This window comes from Iningainema tapete BLCC-T55 (assembly GCF_014698965.1).
Classification (GTDB): Bacteria; Cyanobacteriota; Cyanobacteriia; order Cyanobacteriales; family Nostocaceae; genus Iningainema; species Iningainema tapete.
The window spans coordinates 15,812-32,854 of the sequence record NZ_JACXAE010000099.1 but is presented as its reverse complement, the minus strand read 5'-3'; the positions used below and the strand labels follow the sequence as shown (position 1 = coordinate 32,854).

Annotated in this window: 17 protein-coding genes; 8 read left to right on the top strand and 9 right to left on the bottom strand. The window is 41.0% G+C overall.

The genetic code is table 11. The features are described from left to right. Positions 1 to 573: 573 nt before the first annotated feature. Together ICL16_RS33750 and ICL16_RS33745 are read left to right on the top strand one after the other, a co-directional pair. On the top strand, positions 574 to 876 hold the full coding sequence (locus tag ICL16_RS33750) for an RNA recognition motif domain-containing protein (protein WP_190835957.1): 303 nt from the start codon (positions 574 to 576) through the stop codon (positions 874 to 876). A 265-nt stretch (positions 877 to 1,141) separates the two neighbouring features. Continuing rightward, positions 1,142 to 1,477 carry a hypothetical protein gene (locus tag ICL16_RS33745; protein ID WP_190835956.1) on the top strand — a complete coding sequence of 112 codons (336 nt, stop codon included), beginning with the start codon at positions 1,142 to 1,144 and terminating at the stop codon, positions 1,475 to 1,477. Between the two features lie 422 nt (positions 1,478 to 1,899). On the opposite strand, the gene ICL16_RS33740 is transcribed toward ICL16_RS33745, so the two are convergent. After that, positions 1,900 to 2,790 (bottom strand): M48 family metallopeptidase, encoded by an 891-nt coding sequence (locus ICL16_RS33740; protein ID WP_190835955.1) that lies wholly within the window; start codon positions 2,788 to 2,790, stop codon positions 1,900 to 1,902. Positions 2,791 to 2,888: 98 nt separating this feature from the next. Here ICL16_RS33740 and ICL16_RS33735 point away from each other — a divergent pair, with 98 nt between their 5' ends. The 3 genes from ICL16_RS33735 (at position 2,889) to ICL16_RS33725 (ending at position 4,559) form a co-directional block, all read left to right on the top strand. After that, a complete protein-coding gene (locus tag ICL16_RS33735) occupies positions 2,889 to 3,059 on the top strand; it encodes a hypothetical protein (protein ID WP_190835954.1) in 171 nt (56 codons plus the stop codon). Positions 3,060 to 3,143: 84 nt separating this feature from the next. Next, the gene (locus ICL16_RS33730) at positions 3,144 to 3,482 is read left to right on the top strand and encodes an XRE family transcriptional regulator (protein WP_190835953.1); all 339 of its coding nucleotides are present in this window, start codon (positions 3,144 to 3,146) and stop codon (positions 3,480 to 3,482) included. Positions 3,483 to 3,728: 246 nt separating this feature from the next. Continuing rightward, positions 3,729 to 4,559, top strand: a complete 831-nt coding sequence (locus ICL16_RS33725; protein WP_190835952.1) for a carbohydrate ABC transporter permease — start codon at positions 3,729 to 3,731, stop codon at positions 4,557 to 4,559. Here the strand turns inward: ICL16_RS33725 and ICL16_RS33720 are convergent. From ICL16_RS33720 to ICL16_RS33710, 3 genes are all read right to left on the bottom strand, one after another. Further along, positions 4,556 to 5,203: a sugar transferase gene (locus ICL16_RS33720; protein ID WP_202895853.1), complete on the bottom strand. Its 648-nt coding sequence runs from the start codon at positions 5,201 to 5,203 to the stop codon at positions 4,556 to 4,558. The two genes, ICL16_RS33725 and ICL16_RS33720, sit on opposite strands and share 4 nt — an antisense overlap. Positions 5,204 to 5,718: 515 nt before the next feature. Next, entirely contained in the window at positions 5,719 to 5,856 is a 138-nt protein-coding gene (locus ICL16_RS33715; RefSeq protein WP_190835950.1) for a hypothetical protein, read from the bottom strand. Positions 5,857 to 6,032: 176 nt separating this feature from the next. Further along, positions 6,033 to 7,295, bottom strand: a complete 1,263-nt coding sequence (locus tag ICL16_RS33710) for a hypothetical protein (RefSeq protein ID WP_190835949.1) — start codon at positions 7,293 to 7,295, stop codon at positions 6,033 to 6,035. A gap of 86 nt (positions 7,296 to 7,381) precedes the next feature. Here ICL16_RS33710 and ICL16_RS33705 point away from each other — a divergent pair, with 86 nt between their 5' ends. Next, positions 7,382 to 8,398, top strand: a complete 1,017-nt coding sequence (locus ICL16_RS33705) for a hypothetical protein (protein WP_190835948.1) — start codon at positions 7,382 to 7,384, stop codon at positions 8,396 to 8,398. A 21-nt stretch (positions 8,399 to 8,419) separates the two neighbouring features. Here the strand turns inward: ICL16_RS33705 and ICL16_RS33700 are convergent, their stop codons facing one another. The 5 genes from ICL16_RS33700 to ICL16_RS33680 form a co-directional block, all read right to left on the bottom strand. Beyond that, positions 8,420 to 8,872 carry an SDR family NAD(P)-dependent oxidoreductase gene (locus ICL16_RS33700; protein ID WP_337907181.1) on the bottom strand — a complete coding sequence of 151 codons (453 nt, stop codon included), beginning with the start codon at positions 8,870 to 8,872 and terminating at the stop codon, positions 8,420 to 8,422. Continuing rightward, a complete protein-coding gene (locus ICL16_RS33695; protein ID WP_190835947.1) occupies positions 8,868 to 9,176 on the bottom strand; it encodes a MarR family transcriptional regulator in 309 nt (102 codons plus the stop codon). The genes ICL16_RS33700 and ICL16_RS33695 overlap by 5 nt, the downstream gene beginning before the upstream one ends. Before the next feature lie 218 nt (positions 9,177 to 9,394). After that, a complete protein-coding gene (locus ICL16_RS33690) occupies positions 9,395 to 10,258 on the bottom strand; it encodes a DUF5895 domain-containing protein (protein WP_190835946.1) in 864 nt (287 codons plus the stop codon). Positions 10,259 to 10,429: 171 nt separating this feature from the next. Beyond that, positions 10,430 to 12,034 (bottom strand): bifunctional pantoate--beta-alanine ligase/(d)CMP kinase, encoded by a 1,605-nt coding sequence (locus ICL16_RS33685; protein ID WP_190835945.1) that lies wholly within the window; start codon positions 12,032 to 12,034, stop codon positions 10,430 to 10,432. Positions 12,035 to 12,124: 90 nt separating this feature from the next. Continuing rightward, positions 12,125 to 13,138 carry a septal ring lytic transglycosylase RlpA family protein gene (locus ICL16_RS33680; RefSeq protein ID WP_190835944.1) on the bottom strand — a complete coding sequence of 338 codons (1,014 nt, stop codon included), beginning with the start codon at positions 13,136 to 13,138 and terminating at the stop codon, positions 12,125 to 12,127. Positions 13,139 to 13,969: 831 nt separating this feature from the next. Between ICL16_RS33680 and glsA the strand changes: the two genes are divergently transcribed. Both glsA and ICL16_RS33670 read left to right on the top strand, forming a co-directional pair. Further along, positions 13,970 to 14,929, top strand: coding sequence for a glutaminase A (glsA, locus tag ICL16_RS33675; RefSeq protein WP_190835991.1), 960 nt, complete (start codon positions 13,970 to 13,972; stop codon positions 14,927 to 14,929). Between the two features lie 205 nt (positions 14,930 to 15,134). Further along, on the top strand, positions 15,135 to 16,907 hold the full coding sequence (locus ICL16_RS33670; protein WP_190835943.1) for a DUF7453 family protein: 1,773 nt from the start codon (positions 15,135 to 15,137) through the stop codon (positions 16,905 to 16,907). The last annotated feature ends 136 nt before the right edge of the window (positions 16,908 to 17,043 follow it).

The window sequence follows — 17,043 nt, the reverse complement described above, 5'->3', positions numbered from 1 at the left end:
TAGCCATTCTTGAGAACAAGGTTGCTACACCAAAAAGCATAAATATACGGTTGACAGAGGATGGGAACTAATTAAGACAGTTAGAACTCAAATACCAACTTATGACCTATTGTTGGGAAAACACACTTATAGGGGTTAATAAGCGCGAGCGTGTTACCAGGGGCAAGTAGTACAAAATTTCAGTTTGTAGTATAACAGAACATGGCTAAAACCTTTATTCTTTCGTTCCACCCTTGTGGTAACTTTAGGCAGATGAACACGAGCTAGGTCTAGATGATTTCAGAGGAAACAATATCTGAAAAGTATATATAGCAATACTTTCAGTCTCAGAATGCCCCTCATAACACGCTGGCTAGAATAACCCCAAATCAGTAGGATTTCTTGGACACATTAACTTTTTGTGACAGTTTTCAAGTTCTTCTTCTAATGATTGGCTGATATGTCATCATTAAAGATGAGAATTAATTCGGTGATTGTGTTTGTTCCTTATATTGACAGGTTTTTCCCTTTTGGTATCTGCAACCTTCTCTCCGAAATCTAAATCTCTACAGCTTATGATTTTGGAGACAATTTATGTCAGTTTATGTAGGTAACCTCTCCTATGAAGTTACAGAAGATGCTCTAAATACTGTTTTTGGAGAATATGGTACTGTCAAGCGGATTCAGCTACCTACTGACCGTGAAACAGGTCGTGTGCGCGGCTTTGGTTTTGTGGAAATGGGTACAGATGCTGAAGAAGCTGCTGCCATTGATGGTCTTGATCGTGCTGAGTGGATGGGTCGTGACCTGAAAGTCAGTAAAGCAAAGCCCAAGGAAGACAGAGGTTCGTTTGGTGGTAACCGGGGAGGATACGCCAGCTCCCGTAATCGCTACTAAGCTTTGAAACAAAAATCTCATCTAGAGTCTTAGGGATGAGGGCTTCTCTAAAGAGCACATCGACTCCTAGCTTCTATATAGGGGTTATGTGCAGGCAGATAAGACTGGTTCATCATGTCTTTAACGTAACTTTCTGCTCTACTGCTCATTTCACCCCGTTACCAAAAACAAAACCCGACATGAGCCGTGGGTGGTATCAAATAGTTGAACTCGAACCGCAGATAAAATTGCCCTTTGGCAGAATTAACTAAAGCAAGGCTAAGTAATGACACAGGAAAAATCATTAGCAAATGAGGGAGACCAAACTCTTCACTCCAGCACCGAGGGACTCGAGGCGGCTCAGGCTAAACAAGCCGGGGCTAAGTTCGAGTGGCATTTCGGTCGGGTTACCCGCTTAGGGAACTTCGAGATTGCCGGAGGCAGAGAAGCGACGATTATCTGGGAGGAGGGAGGCGTCACCTCGCAGGTGGGTGACATCACCGACGAGCAGTGGGAAATTTTCAAGCTGGCGTTTTTGAGTACGGGTCGGATCGCCGTGCTGAGCGACTACGAAAAGGAAGGTTGGATGCACGACTACCGCTTTCTAGAAGCCATGCGGTAAGCCATAGAATGTCTTGGGCGAACCAACCCCGCTGCAAATCTGCCGACTAATCTGGGCTACAAGTATCATTGGAACAGAAAACCGGGTTTCGGCGTATTACATGACTACTACAGATAGGGGTCATGGGCTGAAACCCTTGATTTTTCGTTAAGAGGTGAGTTGGCGATTTCAAAAATAGACATCTTCAGAAATGAAACATCAGCCTAAACAGTGCAAGGGTTTGAGATTAATTTTCGCAGATGTCTAATGAGCTACTACAACTCTCAATAAAATCCTTATGCAATAAGACTTTTAAGCTTAACCCGGTTTTCGGTTCCGATACTACTAATACCCCGCGTACTAATGGTAAACTCTACGGAGCGCAAACTTGCAGCAATATTTGAGCAAGTCAACAGCTTAGGTTGATGGCATCAGGAATGCCATTACCAAGACGAAAGAAAATTCCACTGTTCTGGAGGTTCTGATGGCTTGTCTGACTGCTCTGACTCTGGTTCTTGTCCCGACGGCTCGTACATCCCAGAATCGACCCATTTTAGCAGTTCTGACGCCCGCATAATGCTCCACGGGTATAGATATTCCATAAAACTGAAAATTTTGGTAACTTGGTCTAATCGATCAAGGTCTTGAATGTTAAACTCGCGTGCTTGCGCTAAAAAATCTTCGATGACTTCCGGACTCAAGTAGTCACTGGGTAACCCACCTAATTTGATCAAAGCAGCGATCGCCACATCTTGATTTTGACAAGCTAATAACCCTATGCGATCTGCTGTGAATTTTGACATGATAATCCAATTATACAATGCCACTTCGATCCCGTTAGCGGCTAATCCGCCCAATCCCAGCGTCGTACTGCTGATCAGATTTTTCAGCAACGGCATCACAGAAGCCAATTGTTGATAGGTTAAATAACCTCCCTTAATCCGGGCAATCTCATGCCCCAGCACAAACAGCAGTTCCTCGTCAGAGAGCCATTCCATCGCCTCTAAATTAACACCAATCAACGGTTTTTCCACGCCGATCGCATAGGTGGAAATGCTTCCCTTTCCCAGATAGAGGTACAAATCTGGTTGGGGGCAATCTAGCAGAAGGCAGGTTTCAACCAAGGCATTATGCAACTTGGGAAAATTGCGCGGAGAAACCCGTAATTCACCGCCTTTGGTTTGTAGCCGCAGGAGGCGATCGATCCCATACTCATTAATCTTTTTCAGCAGTAGCGGTAATCCCGGCATCTTCTCCAAAGCGAAGAGCGCTTTGCGATCAAACGGATGCTGGTAGGTTTGTACAAGCAAACCTTGGTGTATTTTACGAGTCATCAGCAGCAGTCAATGGTTACTTATAAGGATTGGCATACAGTGATTTTACATTTGTTGTAAAATTTTTCCATAATAGAAGCATTAAAATGAAAAATAAAATGGAAAATAACGTAATAGAGGTTACTGGAATAAGCGAACTTTTGCTGAAGCGTCCTTTTGATCCCCAAGCTTGGCAAGCCGATGTGAAAGTACTTGCTGAAGCGAAAGAAATACCCGTTTTACCAGAAGACGCCTTTACTCGTGAAAGCATCTATGGGGATCATGACTGATGCCTTACATGGCGGATACAAACATTCTGTTACGGTTTATCTCTCCTTTTGACCCCTTGAGCGCTAGGAAGAATAAAGATAAATATGGGAATACCTTTAAGAGAAATAATAAAACAGTTGCCATTGGAAGAACAGAAGGAAATTGAAAAACGCTCTGCCGAACTTCTAGCAGAAGAAATGACACGGCAGCAACTTAAGCAAGCACTCAAACTAACTCAGGAGCAAATAGCAAAACATTTACAAATTGATCAAGGAAATGTTTCTCGGCTTGAACAGCGAACTGACTTAATGCTTTCAACTTTGCGAAAGTACGTTGAGGCAATGGGGGGCGAGTTAAGGCTTGTTGTTGAGTTTCCAAATTGTCCACCCGTTACCTTAGTTGGCATCTCAGATATTGAGGAGCCAGAGGAAGCATCGACTTAATAACAACAACGAAGTGGCGAATTAGTACTCCTGATTTTTTCTCAATCCACCCTTTGGTTAATCCAAGACTTTGTTCGAGTTCAGATGCTGTGACAAGATTTCCAGGTAGACATTTTCCTGTGGAGAAAATATTAACTTGTCGCCTCTGCATTTTTTCTGACTTTTTCTGATAGAAGTTCAAATATAATTCATGAAAAAACAGCTTGATAATCAGTAGTTGTATATTTTTGTTGCAAAGGTAATTGAATGAATAATTTGAAGATGCAAAATCGGTTGTGGATGTATGGACTACTAGGGGCGATCGCACTACTGACGCTTTTCCCCCTATTTTGGCTTGTGAGTACAGCACTGAAATCGTCAACCGAAGATATCTTTGCTACGTCACTACAGTTATTGCCCACTCAACCAACGCTTGAGAATTTTATCTCTGTTTGGAACACCTTACCTTTTGGGCAATACCTGTACAATAGCACCCTTGTAGCCGTACTCACTGTGTTGTTGAATTTGGTGTTTTGCGCTTTAGCTGCTTACCCGTTAGCAAGACTATCGTTTGCGGGAAGAGACTGGATTTTTGTGGCGATCGTCTCTACAATTATGATTCCCTTCCAAATAGTCATGATCCCGTTGTACATTTTGACAGTGCAGCTAGGCTTGAGAAACACTTATTTAGGAATTATTTTTCCCAGCTTAGCTTCTGCCTTTGGTATTTTTCTTTTGCGACAAGCTTTTATCGGTGTTCCCAAAGAAATGGAAGAAGCGGCACGCATGGATGGCTGTTCAGAACTTGGCATCTGGTGGTACGTCATGCTTCCCGCAATTAGCCCAGCACTGGTAACCCTGGCAATTTTCGTATTTATTGGCTCTTGGAGTGACTTTTTGTGGCCCTTAATTATCATTCAAGACCAAAATTTATTTACACTCCCCTTAGGAGTAGAATATCTAGCAAGTTCAAGAGACTTAAACTGGCGGTTGGTAGCAGCAGGCTCAGTAATTTCTATCGCCCCAGTACTGTTATTGTTTATATTTTTACAACGCTACATTGTACCTACGGAAACTAGTAGCGGTATAAAAGGTTAATATGCACCGTTTTTTTGGAACACTACTCTGATAGTTTTGAGAATCAACATTAAATCGTAGCCTATAGACCAATTGCGTTGGTAGTTAATGTCCATACTTACTATAGTCTCAAAGTCTTTGATACTAGAACGACCATTAACCTGCCATTCACCGGTGATACCTGGTTTGACTTGCAGTCTTTGCCAGTGGTGTGTTTCGTATTGGTTCACTTCATCAAGAGTGGGTGGACGAGTACCAACTAGGCTCATCTCCCCCATTAAAACGTTCCAAAATTGTGGTAACTCATCCAAGCTAGTACGCCGCAAGAATTTACCTACACGAGTAATGCGAGGATCGCTTTTTGATTTAAAGATATGACCCTTAGCTTCGTTTTTCACTAGATGCTTGAGTTTTTCTGCTCCAACAATCATGGAACGGAACTTCCATATCCGAAAGGTTTTACCGTGAAGACCGCAACGAATTTGACTATATAATATTGGACCGGGGTTGTCAAACTGAGTAGCAATTGCTACGGGAATTGCCACCACACCCGTAATCATCAATCCGACAATAGCACCAACAATGTCAATTAATCGTTTGGTAATGCTTGTCACAGAAGGATGAAAAGTTTGTTGTGGTAATTCTACTGAATCAAGATGATTCAGTAAGTTTAAATTCCTAGCTTCATAGGATTCTGTCTGAGAAGTGAAACTTGACACAGCTAAATTTACGCTAAAAATTACTTAGGTGATGTAAGTAATAATATAGACAAGCTTGAGAATACAGAAAAGCTGTATCTTTAAATTTTATACAATCTTTCAATAAGTAAGGCTAATTTAAATTTTCCGTGAGCGCTGTAATGTAGAGACGTTACATGTAACGTCTCTACAAGATAGGTTGCCCAACGGCATCCTCTATTCCTCATCAACAGACGGAGATTGCTCTCCAAACTTCTAAAATGTTAAATTTTATCTGTGCTCTTCTGGTATCAACTGCTCAAACTCTTGCACAGAACCGATGGTAATCGATTGTTTGTGAAGCTGTTTGAGTAAAGCAATAAGTAAGTTGGCGTGAATAAACAAAACTATGTAAAGAAATGTAAAATTTATCTCTTTCGCTCGTAGTCAGCGCTCTTGTACGCTGAAGCGCTGACTACAAACCTTTAATTTTTGATGCCTACCTACTTATCCGCTATTTGAGCGAGGCTCGCGCTTAATTCTTTTGGTACTACTTCAAAGCGCGTCTGTAGAATTTCAATCACATTATCGCGAGTAGCTTTAACCATTCCATCTCGCTCAAAACCTGTAATGTATGGCATCCTTCTTTCCTCCTAGTAACGCCTCAGTTCCTCTCTAAAGCTACCTTCTAAAGCCGTCGGTAGCACCATCATCCACTCAATTAACCGGAACAACTCCAGAATCTGGTTTCTAGTATAGCCACGTTGGTAGAGTCCTTCAGAAATTTTTCACTAGTACAAGTTACAGATGAATTATTTTACAAGCAATTTTCTTTATTTTTTACCTTGAAATACCAGTAGAGGTTAGCAACAGTTAAATCGGGTATTTCTTGCCAATTGGAAGGAGCTAAACCTTTATAACCAGAGGCTGTTGCTTGCTGAGTTATGTAAGATTCGTGATTTGTACGTAAACTAGGCTTAATTATAAATAGAAGCTGGTCGCGTAGTGATAAATAATGAGATTTTTGCTTTAAGTTTTTATAAAGTAATAATTCTTCTGCTTCTTTGACAATGGCTGAGTCTTGATTAGTATCTAAAATATCAGCATATTGAATATCTGAAATAGCCAAAAACTGTCGTTCATCTGGAGATAAAGTTCGCATCCAATCAGCGTGGTTTTGCCAGGAGCTTAGAACAGGTAAATCATGATTGCAAATCCGATTGATTTCCGGAAAGAGAAAATCTAGCTCTTCCTCAGACTCACACTGTTCAATCACAGTAAGGCAATCTTGACTAATTTTATCTTGGAGATTGGCAAGGAGATCGCATACAGCAGCAGATTGATTCTGCAATTGATATGTTAACGCAAAAGTCTGCTCGATTGCCCAAGCACATTCCATTCGGCGAAGATGTCCTGCGGCACAAGTTTCTGATAATAGATGAGGACTGTTATAGTCTGCTAAAGCATGAGATAACATGATTTGTGCATGTCCCAAAGTAGCGTTTCTGATACTTATGTCTTCACTAGATAAAGCAGTTTTAATTAGCTTCAGCGCTTGCTGAAACTTTCCGTAAGCTTGAATTAAGACTAAACGATGTGCCTCAAATTTGATATCTTGAGCAACTTGATCGATTCTTTTGATAATTTCTGCTCCTTGATCTTTTAAGGCTTGCTTCAAATCAATGAATCCATCTTTGACTTCCACTCTTAGTTGCTTTACATCTTCCCTCAGTTTCAAGATTTGGTGGAGGTTCACTGCTGATAAAACTACACTTGCTACAGTTCCCACACCAATCAAAGCTGTAGTTGCTTGCAGAACTCCAACACTATTTTGGAGAGCGTCAAGCATTCTGTAGGTTTTTTGAAACCCTCTATCGATTTGAATCATTTGTAAGCCGTCCATTATTAGCTCTGGAATAACTACAAATGGCTGACTTACTATACCAACAGCATGACCAACAATTTTACCAGTCGCTACATCTCTAACCATACTCAGTGGTACCCCTGATGATGATACGACCTGCTTTAGAGTACCATTGGCAATACCAACTAAGTGTTCTGGGCGAAATACAAAAAGCATAACTTTTATATAATAAGCATGGGTAAGAATACATTAGTTATAATTTTATTTTTTGCTCATAACAAACAGCATCGGAGATTTTACGGATGAATGAATATTTAACGACATTTCAATCTATTACTCAATCTGTTGAACCATTGCTAACAGATGAATATAATTCGCCAGAAATTAAACTATCTGCCACAAGTTTGAAGCAGTCAGTTGAACCCTGCTTTCAGGAGCTTAAGCAATCAGCTACAAAATTAAAGGGTTTAGTTCAGCAATGTTTTTATGATTTGCATCATGCTCAAGATGTTTGGCATAGCAAGCAGAAAATTTCCGAACTACCAACTCATGATGTATGGGAACAAATTGGTGATTTGAGTGGGCGTGCCATCAGAATTAGTCGCTTAGGGAGTCAATGTAAACTAGAAGCTGTGCAACAAGTTAAAAATTCTTGGTATGTAAGAGTACAAAGAATTACAAATCAATGTTTTTATGATAATAAAACTTTGAAAAGTGGGTTAAGTATTTTTGAGAAGGATAATTTAATTAAAGAGCTAAATTCAGCAACGGAATTACAGATAGAATATTTGAAAAAAACTGTTAGACAAAGCACAGAGTTAATCATTCAAGAACTTGAAGTGCAAATACCATTTATTCAGAAATGTATTAGTCAATTAGATGGGAAACAAAAAGCTGAAATAACATCTAAGCTCAATTCAATCGCTGAACCAATAATTAATTTAGTTGAAAGAGTATTTAATGAGCGATTATATACTCTTTCTGTTAATGTTAAAGGTTTAATTGATTCTATAAGAAATGCCGCAGAAAATTTAGCAAAGCAAGGTGTTTTAGGAATTAGTAGGGAACAGTTTACAAAGTGCTACGAGGAAGTTGCTACAAAATTGGAAACAATTGTAGTTACCGTTTTTGATGAGTTGGTTAGATTAGCAACTCAAGCGATTGAGCAAGCTTTAGCATTCTATAATGAGTTTTTAGAGCGGCAGGTGCGGTATCGGCAAGAGACACCTGAACAACGCTCAGCTGAAAAAGCTTGGATTGAGCAGCAGCGTGAAGAATTGACACGAGTACAAAATGGAATTGAAGCAATCTTGAATTAATCCGCCTTCGATCGCGATCGCTTACCTACCCTCGAACCAACTGCGCTTGAAACCGAGTTGACGTGCAATCATCTTATCCACTAGGCGCTTAGGAAGCATCATCGGAATTATCCAGTTGAATAAGCGTTGCGGCACAACTGCATAGCGTGCAGATGGATTATGAACTGTTAGAGCTTTCCAAATTTTCTCGCCAATCCGCTCTGGCGTATATCCTTTGCGCCCTTGCTGAATTATGTAATCGCGGTAATTCTTCATGGCTGTTGCATAATCAGTATTTTTGTAAGCGGACAAGTCAAAAGCTTCTGCCTTATCCCAAATAGACGTAGCTACTGATCCTGGTGCAACAACAATGACATCAATCCCGTAGAGCATCAATTCACGGCGCAAACTATCAGAAAAACCTTCCAAACCATGCTTGGAAGTTATGTAAGCACCAATAAATGGTCCTGCCAGCTTACCACCAACTGAGCTAATATTGACGATCCGACCTGGATTTCCTTTTAAGGAACGTTTCAGTGCGATCGCGCTGCACTAACTCTCGCCGCACTAGTCGCTCAACAATGCTTGAAACAGTGGTGAGGGGAAGCCGCAGATGCTCGGCTACTTCACGCACAATGCAGGTTTGGCGCTGACCAATAAACATAATCACCGCTATATCTGAGATATTTAAATCAGAGTAGGGACTGTCACTTTTGGCAACGCCTTCAACCTTAAACACCTCTAAGACACGCTGAATGTCTGCTCGAAGCGCTTCCACCACTTGTTCAGAAATTATCATCCTTATTACGATACTCTGGTTTCCTAGTAGAACTAAGAAATAATCTTTTGAAAGGCTCTTTTTCTGGTTTTTCTGGTTACTGGAGGCAGAGCCACAAGACAGGCATTCCCACACTCCGCGTGGGAACGAGGAATGCTCCGCGTGGGAGCGAGGGGGACGAGAAGCCCACGCAGGTGTGGCTCTTGTTTGTGTAGCCTTACCCTTCTAAGGTGGGGACATCAATAAGGAGGGTAGGCAAAATCTTCGTCAGGGTAGACGTAAGAAGTAGAAACTGCAGCCATTTCCATTTTGGATTCTGGTTTTACAGGTTCCTTACCAAATTCCTTGTATTCTTCAAAAGTTTTAGAGAGAATTGCTGATTCATCGGCGTCGGAAGCAATCAGGTACTGTGTTAAAGTTGATACTGTGGGATGTTTATAGTCCACAGTTGAAGCTACTAAAACAGTATTTTGATCAATTCCTCTTTCTTCACAATCAATAATCGGGCAAAAAATACCGTGGGCATGGAACAGGGGACCTTTTGGTGTTGGTGGTAGTTTGCGAAATCCTGCATAAGCCTTTTCTAGTTCACCAAGGAACCCACCCGTGATTCTACCTTGTTGATATTCGCAGTAAGCTTTACTGAAACTTACCCCTGCTACACCGTTAAGAGTTAATTGCAGTGGTGATTCATGTAAAAATTCTTTATTTTCTCCGACTAAAAAAATTAGATAACGAGTGAAGGTTCTAAATTTAAGTTTGTCTGCTAAAAAAGCATCATAATTATCTTTGAGTGTACCCAGTTTAGCTCCAGTTTCCCGGTCTTTGACTGACAAAGGTCCCCGACGCACTACGACTAAGCGTGGAGTGGTGGTGATAAAAACTGTTTCGTTTCCAGAACTGAATTCATGCTCTACTTGATGCCAATTGTCATCTGGTTGAAAACCAACAGTATGGGCATTATCCAGCTTAACTGCTAAGCCGTAGGGCTGGATACCATCTTCGCCATACCGAGGATTAATCATCTGACACCAAGGTATGACTTGAGAAGGCGGCGCATTAAATTTCTCGTCCTCAAAGTCGAATTTTGCAGATGGTTTCATCGTGGTGGCACTTAAGAGTGTTTTGCTTATCAAGTTTATCTTGGAATGCATGGTAAGGGCAGGGTGAATACAAGTTAAAAGAACCAAGGTAAAAGTAAAAAGAAAAACCAATACATCTTTCGTTTAACTTTAAAGCGCCCAACACCCTTACACCCTTACTTGTACCGATAATTACAATTGAGATAACCGTTGTTGGTAACGATCAATAATTTGTGCTGTAACTTCAGACACAGATAAACCATCTGTATTAATTTCCATCGCGTCTGGGGCTTTTTGCAAAGGAGAAACTTTGCGGGTACTGTCTTTCCAGTCACGTTCGGCAATATCCCGTTCCAACTGCTCTAAGGATACTTCAGGTTGACCTTGTTTTTTAAAGTCTTGCTGGCGGCGACGTGCGCGTTCACTTACGGAGGCTGTTAAGAATATTTTTACTTCCGCATCCGGGAAAACATGGGTGCCAATGTCTCTTCCTTCCGCCACTAAACCACCTTTTTTACCCCAGCTTTGCTGTTGTTTAACTAGTGCTTGGCGCACAGAGCTTTGGGCAGCTATTGCTGATACAATAGAAGTTACCTCCATAGTACGAATTTCTTTGGTCACATCATAACTGTTAATCCAAACTCGCACTAAGAAATCTAAACCTTGACTGGGAGTAAGTTCAATCGCACACGAAGATGCCAATTCGGCGATCGCGCACTCATCGTCTATAGCAATTCCACTTTGCAACACCAACCAAGTAATTGCTCGGTACATTGCTCCTGTATCCAAGTATACTAAGCCTAGCTCGTTGGCAACAAGACGAGCGACAGTGGATTTTCCAGCGCCGGCAGGTCCGTCAATGGCGATGATAGGTGAGCGCTCGCGCAAAATGGTATTGTCAATTAAACGTGTAGAACCAAGACGAGCTGCGATCGCCAGCATTCCTTCCTCCTCAATTGTTTGTAGTTGCATTAACGTATTCGGTTCAACTAATTCAGTATATTCCACAGATATAGTACTGACCATTGCCACTTCTTGCTGTACCACTGATATAAGCTTGCTACTATTACGTTCGCCTGCTTTGAAAGCTGCTTGAGCTTTTTGCAAACCACGATACAACACCGCCGCCTGCTCTTTTTGTGTTGCAGTCAAATACTGGTTACGAGAACTGATGGCAAGACCAGATGGTTCTCTCACCGTTGGGCAAGCAACAATCTCTATGGGCAGATTCAAATCAGCAACTAGCTTTCTAATAACTGCTAGTTGCTGTCCGTCCTTCTGACCAAAGTAGGCTCGCTCAGGTTGCACCAAGTTAAAAAGCTTGGTTACAATTGTAGCCACACCCTGAAAGTGACCTGGTCGAGAACGACCACATAAGCCTGATATCATAGCATCCGGCGGCACAACTTGTGTAACTTTTAACTCTTGTATATTATTCAAGACGACTCCCATTTCTTCCGGAGTCGGCGCAAAAATTACATCTACTCCAACTTGTTCACAGAAAAGCCGATCTTGCGCCAAAGTGCGGGGATAGCGTTGATAATCCTCGTTTGGTCCAAATTGTAAAGGATTAATAAAAATACTCACAATCACCGTAGCGTTTTCTTGTCGCGCTCGTTGAATTAAGCTTAAATGACCTTGATGTAAAGCTCCCATTGTGGGAACAAGCCCGACAGCAGTCTTAGATCTGCCAGTCACCTCATATTGCTGCGGCAGATCTTGATCCAAAGACTGGTTTAAGGTGCGGCGTTTAGTTAAATAGCAGCGTAAAGCCGCAACTGTTGACAACAGGCGCACAAAAAATACCCCTAGTTTTTCTCTTGCTCTCCCCGTTAGTTTATCTCTGATTAGGGAGAGAAGAGACTATTAACTAGGGAAATACGAATTTTACCTTCCCAGAACTTCAATCCGCACTGGTGCAATACCGCGTCCCATCATGCCTAAGACTCGTGCTGCTCCGGCGGAAAGGTCAATGATTCTGCCGCGAATAAATGGTCCCCGGTCATTAATTCGCACTATCACAGAACGACCATTACGGGTATTGGTAACGCGAACTCGCGTGCCGAAAGGTAAGCTGCGATGAGCTGCTGTCATTCCTTCCGGTTTATATCTCTCACCAGTAGCAGTGCGATTTCCCGAACCATCATAGCCGTACCAAGAAGCTTTACCGTTCATGGTCAATAGCACAGGTCCGATCGCAATCTGTTTTGGCAATGCTATTGGCATCGCAATTCTTTGCGGTAAGTCAGCAATCTCCTTTAAAGGTGATGCATTGCCAATAAGTCTGCGCAAGCGATTGGTTGCTTGCAATGCATCTATTGCTGGATCTTTGGTTGTATCCGCTAATATTGTGTCACCATCAATTTTCACTAGTTCTTGCTCGTTGAATTTGATGATGTAGCGAGGTGACGACTTTTGATTCTGTGAGTTTTCTCCTGTCCAACTCACCGTAATCTTGTTGGCATCCACTTTATCTTGGATGAGCTGATTGATTTTCGCTGCTACTACTGTAGCTCTTTGAACTGGGTCATTAGCGGCAGCATTATCTGTACTTGCCCCAATTGCCGCTACTTTTGTTGGAGTACGGTCGATATTGTTAATTACACCAACTTTAGTTTCTTCGGTTGCAACTGATTTTCCGACAAAGCTGATAACAGGAATTTTGCGAATATAGAGCGTTGCTGTTTGACGACCTGCCTGGTTATGAGTACGAATTTCAGTGATCGCAGCAGCATTTGAGGCAGAATTCTCTACAGGGGATTGGTACTCTCCAACCTTCACTACATCGCTAGAAGGCATCGAAGCTGATGCCGTTTGTTTGGTAGTTTGGGCGCGACCGACTGACGGTATCCCCAAAAGAGTAGTAAACAAGACAACAATCCAAATATATCTTTGATTCATGCGTCCGATATTAAAGCGACTTAAGAACAGAGATTTTGATCTTCGTGGGATATTACACCCGTAGAAATGGAATGTTTCCAAAACTTAAACTCGTTCCGGTTTCACTTTTTGTTTATGACTGCAACAGACTAACATGAACTTCTATGTTAGGGGATCAGGGTTTTAGCGCAGTATGGGTAATTTTATCAAACTTAAATCTCCTTTTTTAGCGCAAAACCTTTCTCAAAAGCGAATTTTGGCTATTTAAAAGTTTTTCGATTAATTAGAAATTTTATTAGCAGAACTTCACAATAATTTGTTAATTAAATTGATGAAAAGGAATTTACGGTTGCCTACAAAGTCAATTAATGCTATTTTAAGCCAACAAAATATCTTTGACCAAAATAATACTTATAACACAGTATTTATACTTTATGCCAAGCTTTACCTATCAATAATTTTATTAGTTATTTTAATTACCTTAATTACACAAAAGATACTAGTTGTCAATCATTAATTTTCATTTTGGGTAGGATAAAAAGCATTTATCATCGGACTTGGAAACTAGGTGTTCAAGTCATACTGCTCTTTTTTATCTTCTGTTATAAGTCATTTACAATACAAGCTTAAGTAGAAAAAGAAAATAAATTTTCATGAAAAACTTGTAAAGTAATTTACTAGTAGTGTGAATACTGAAAGTAGTATTGTCAATGCAGTATGTGTTAATATTACTGACAATTCACGAAAAACTCTGATGAAAAAATTAAAAATATTTGCTTGCGCATACAGAGGCATTTGTCACACAAGTGTAGTTAAGAAAGCGTAATTTGATCGGCTGTGGATATTAACCTCATGGCACAAGATGATTTACCTACCGAGTCGTTTCCATCTTTCCTCACCAGCTTGCATGACTTGTACAAGTCATTGCAGGATGGTAAGGTAGCAAACTATATTCCCGAACTAGCAAAGGTAAACCCAGATTTATTCAGCGTTTGTATTGTCACAGTCAATGGCGAAGTATACAAAGTTGGAGATTATAACCAGCTATTTACGATTCAATCGATTTCCAAAGTGTTTGTTCACGGGCTGGCACTTGAGGATCATGGAAGGGATTACGTTTTGACTAGGGTAGGTGTCGAACCAACTGGGGACGCTTTCAACGCGATTGTCCTTGACGAGCAATCAAAACGACCCTACAATCCAATGGTGAATGCAGGTGCGATCGCCACTACAAGCCTCATCAAAGGATCTGGTCCCACCGAACGTCTCAATCGGATGCTAGAAATGTTCCATCGATACATCGGACATGATGTGTTCGTAGACATTTCCGTATTTACATCCGAACGCACCACCGGACACCGCAACCGCGCTATGGCTCACTTAATGTTAAATTTCGGTATGATTGACCGTAACATTGATGAGGCTTTGGATCTCTACTTTCAACAGTGTTCTGTAATGGTGAATTGCCTCGACTTAGCTGTAATGGCAGCTACCTTAGCTAATAAAGGGATCAACCCTATCACTAAAGAGCAAGCTGTAGATAAGCGTTACATCAAAGATATTCTCAGTGTTATGTATACCTGCGGCATGTATAATTTTGCCGGGGAATGGGCGTATAAAGTTGGTATTCCGGCAAAAAGCGGTGTTTCTGGGGGGATTATTGCGATAGTTCCCAACCAAATGGGAATTGGTGTATTCTCACCATTGCTAGACTCACGTGGTAATAGTGTGCGAGGCGTGAAGGTTTGTGAAGAACTTTCCCAACATTTAGGTTTACACCTGTTTGATTGTGCGCAGAAATCTGAGCAATAAGATACCCGACTTCTTGAAGAAGTCGGGTATCTGAGAATGCAATTTCGGTTTGCAATATGTGTTAGTCAGAGAGCCAACATACTGAAAACGATGAATTTTTCTATATTTTTTATTCGTAATGTGTATTAGTGCCAGTGTTAACTTGTGCGATGGAAGCGACTGTAAATAAGCTAATTTTGGCACTCCTGCATGAAAAATACTTCTCATGAATATATCTACTAATCGTCTTACTCGTGGTGATGTACTCACCAAATCAATAGCAAAACATTTTAACTTAGATGCATTTGCAACAGACAAATTCAAGCGATCGCTACTTCAAGTTTGTAATTGTGTGGCAGCAAGTCTATGTTTGAGTTTACTAGCTGCAAGCGATGCGATCGCCGCTGACTTTTCTTTCACTCAAATTGCCGACAGCTTGAATTTCTCACCGCGAGGGTTAAATAATAACGGTCAGATTGCCTTCTCTGCGCTGTTAGGAAATGGTACTCGTGGTGTCTACCGCGCTCAGGCTGGAGCAGAAACTCCACAACCAGAGCCTTTGCCGTCCGTGGAGAATGCTTTCTCTTTAAGTAAAATTGTTGATACCAATACACCAATTCTCAAAGCCATCGATAACATTAACTCGTTGAATTTATTAAATTTTGACGGTGATAATGTGTTTTTTCGTGTAAGCAGTGGACAGCAACAAGGTATCTACAAAGTTAGTAATGGTATAATCGAGGCGATCGCCGACCAAAATACGACTATTCCCGGTGGCAATGGAACTTTCACTTTTTTTGGCACGATCAGCATTAACAGTGACAATGTGGTGTTTAGTGGTTCCGGTGTAAATCAACAACAGGGAATTTATATTAAGCGCGGCGATACTCCAGTATCGGTAGTAGTGGATAAAAACACACCGATTCCCAATGGTACTGGCAATTTCTCTGGATTTTCTCTAGTCACAGCGAATAAAAATCATGTGGTTTTTACAGGAATCGGTGCTTCGGGGGAACGAGGTATTTATATCAGTCGTAACGGCGTTTTACAAGTTTTAGTAGATACTAACACATCGATTCCTGGCGGCACAGGCAACTTCACTTCTTTCAGTAATATTGTGGTGGATGAAAATAATGTAGTTTTTATCGCAAGCGGTGCTTCGGGGCAACAAGGTATTTATATCAGTCGTGACGGCACTTTACAAGTTTTAGTAGATACTAACATACCGATTCCTGGCGGCACAGGCAATTTCTCTTCTTTCAATGATTTTGTGGTGGATGAAAATAATCTAGTTTTTAGAGGAAGGGGTGCTTCGGGGCAACAAGGTATTTATATCAGTCGTAACGGCGTTTTACAAGTTTTAATAGATAGTAACACATCGATTCCCAACGGCACAGGCAATTTCTCTTCTTTCGATAATTTTGTGGTGGATGAAAATAATCTAGTTTTTAGAGCAAGCGGTGCTTCGGGGCAACAAGGTATTTATATCAGTCGTGACGGCGTTTTACAAGTTTTAGTAGATACTAAAACACCGATTCCAGGCGGCACAGGTAACTTTAGAGATTTCTCTAACTTGTTCTTAACTACTAATGGTAGGAATGTGATATTTAGAACTACTTCTGTCGCTAATCAGCGAAATGGCATATATATCAGTCGTGATGGTGTACTGCAAGTGTTAGTAGATAGCAATACAAATATTCCTGGTAGTTTGAGCAAGTTTGGTGACATCGGAAACTCTATCATTGATGGCGACAATGTAGCGTTTGTGGGACGTTCTAACAATATCAATTTTGGCATTTCTAACACTATCAATTTTGGCATATATGCCTTGATTGGCGATCGCCTACTAAAAGTAGTTAACTTGGATAGTAGAATTGACGGAAAAAGAATATCAGGTTTAGGGGACTTGAGACTGAATGGAAATTCCCTTGTCTTTCTCGCTACCTTGTCAGATGGCACTCGATCTCTCCTCCGTGCTGATTTAATTACTAATAAGTAGATATTCTTCCTATTTGAGTTATAAATTAGTTAGCCCTCAGAAACCGGGTTTCTTGCAGAAACCCGGTTTCTCTGTTCAGTTGCTCTTATTTACATAAAGTTTTTCAACTTTTCATGAATAAATTCTCTACATGTCA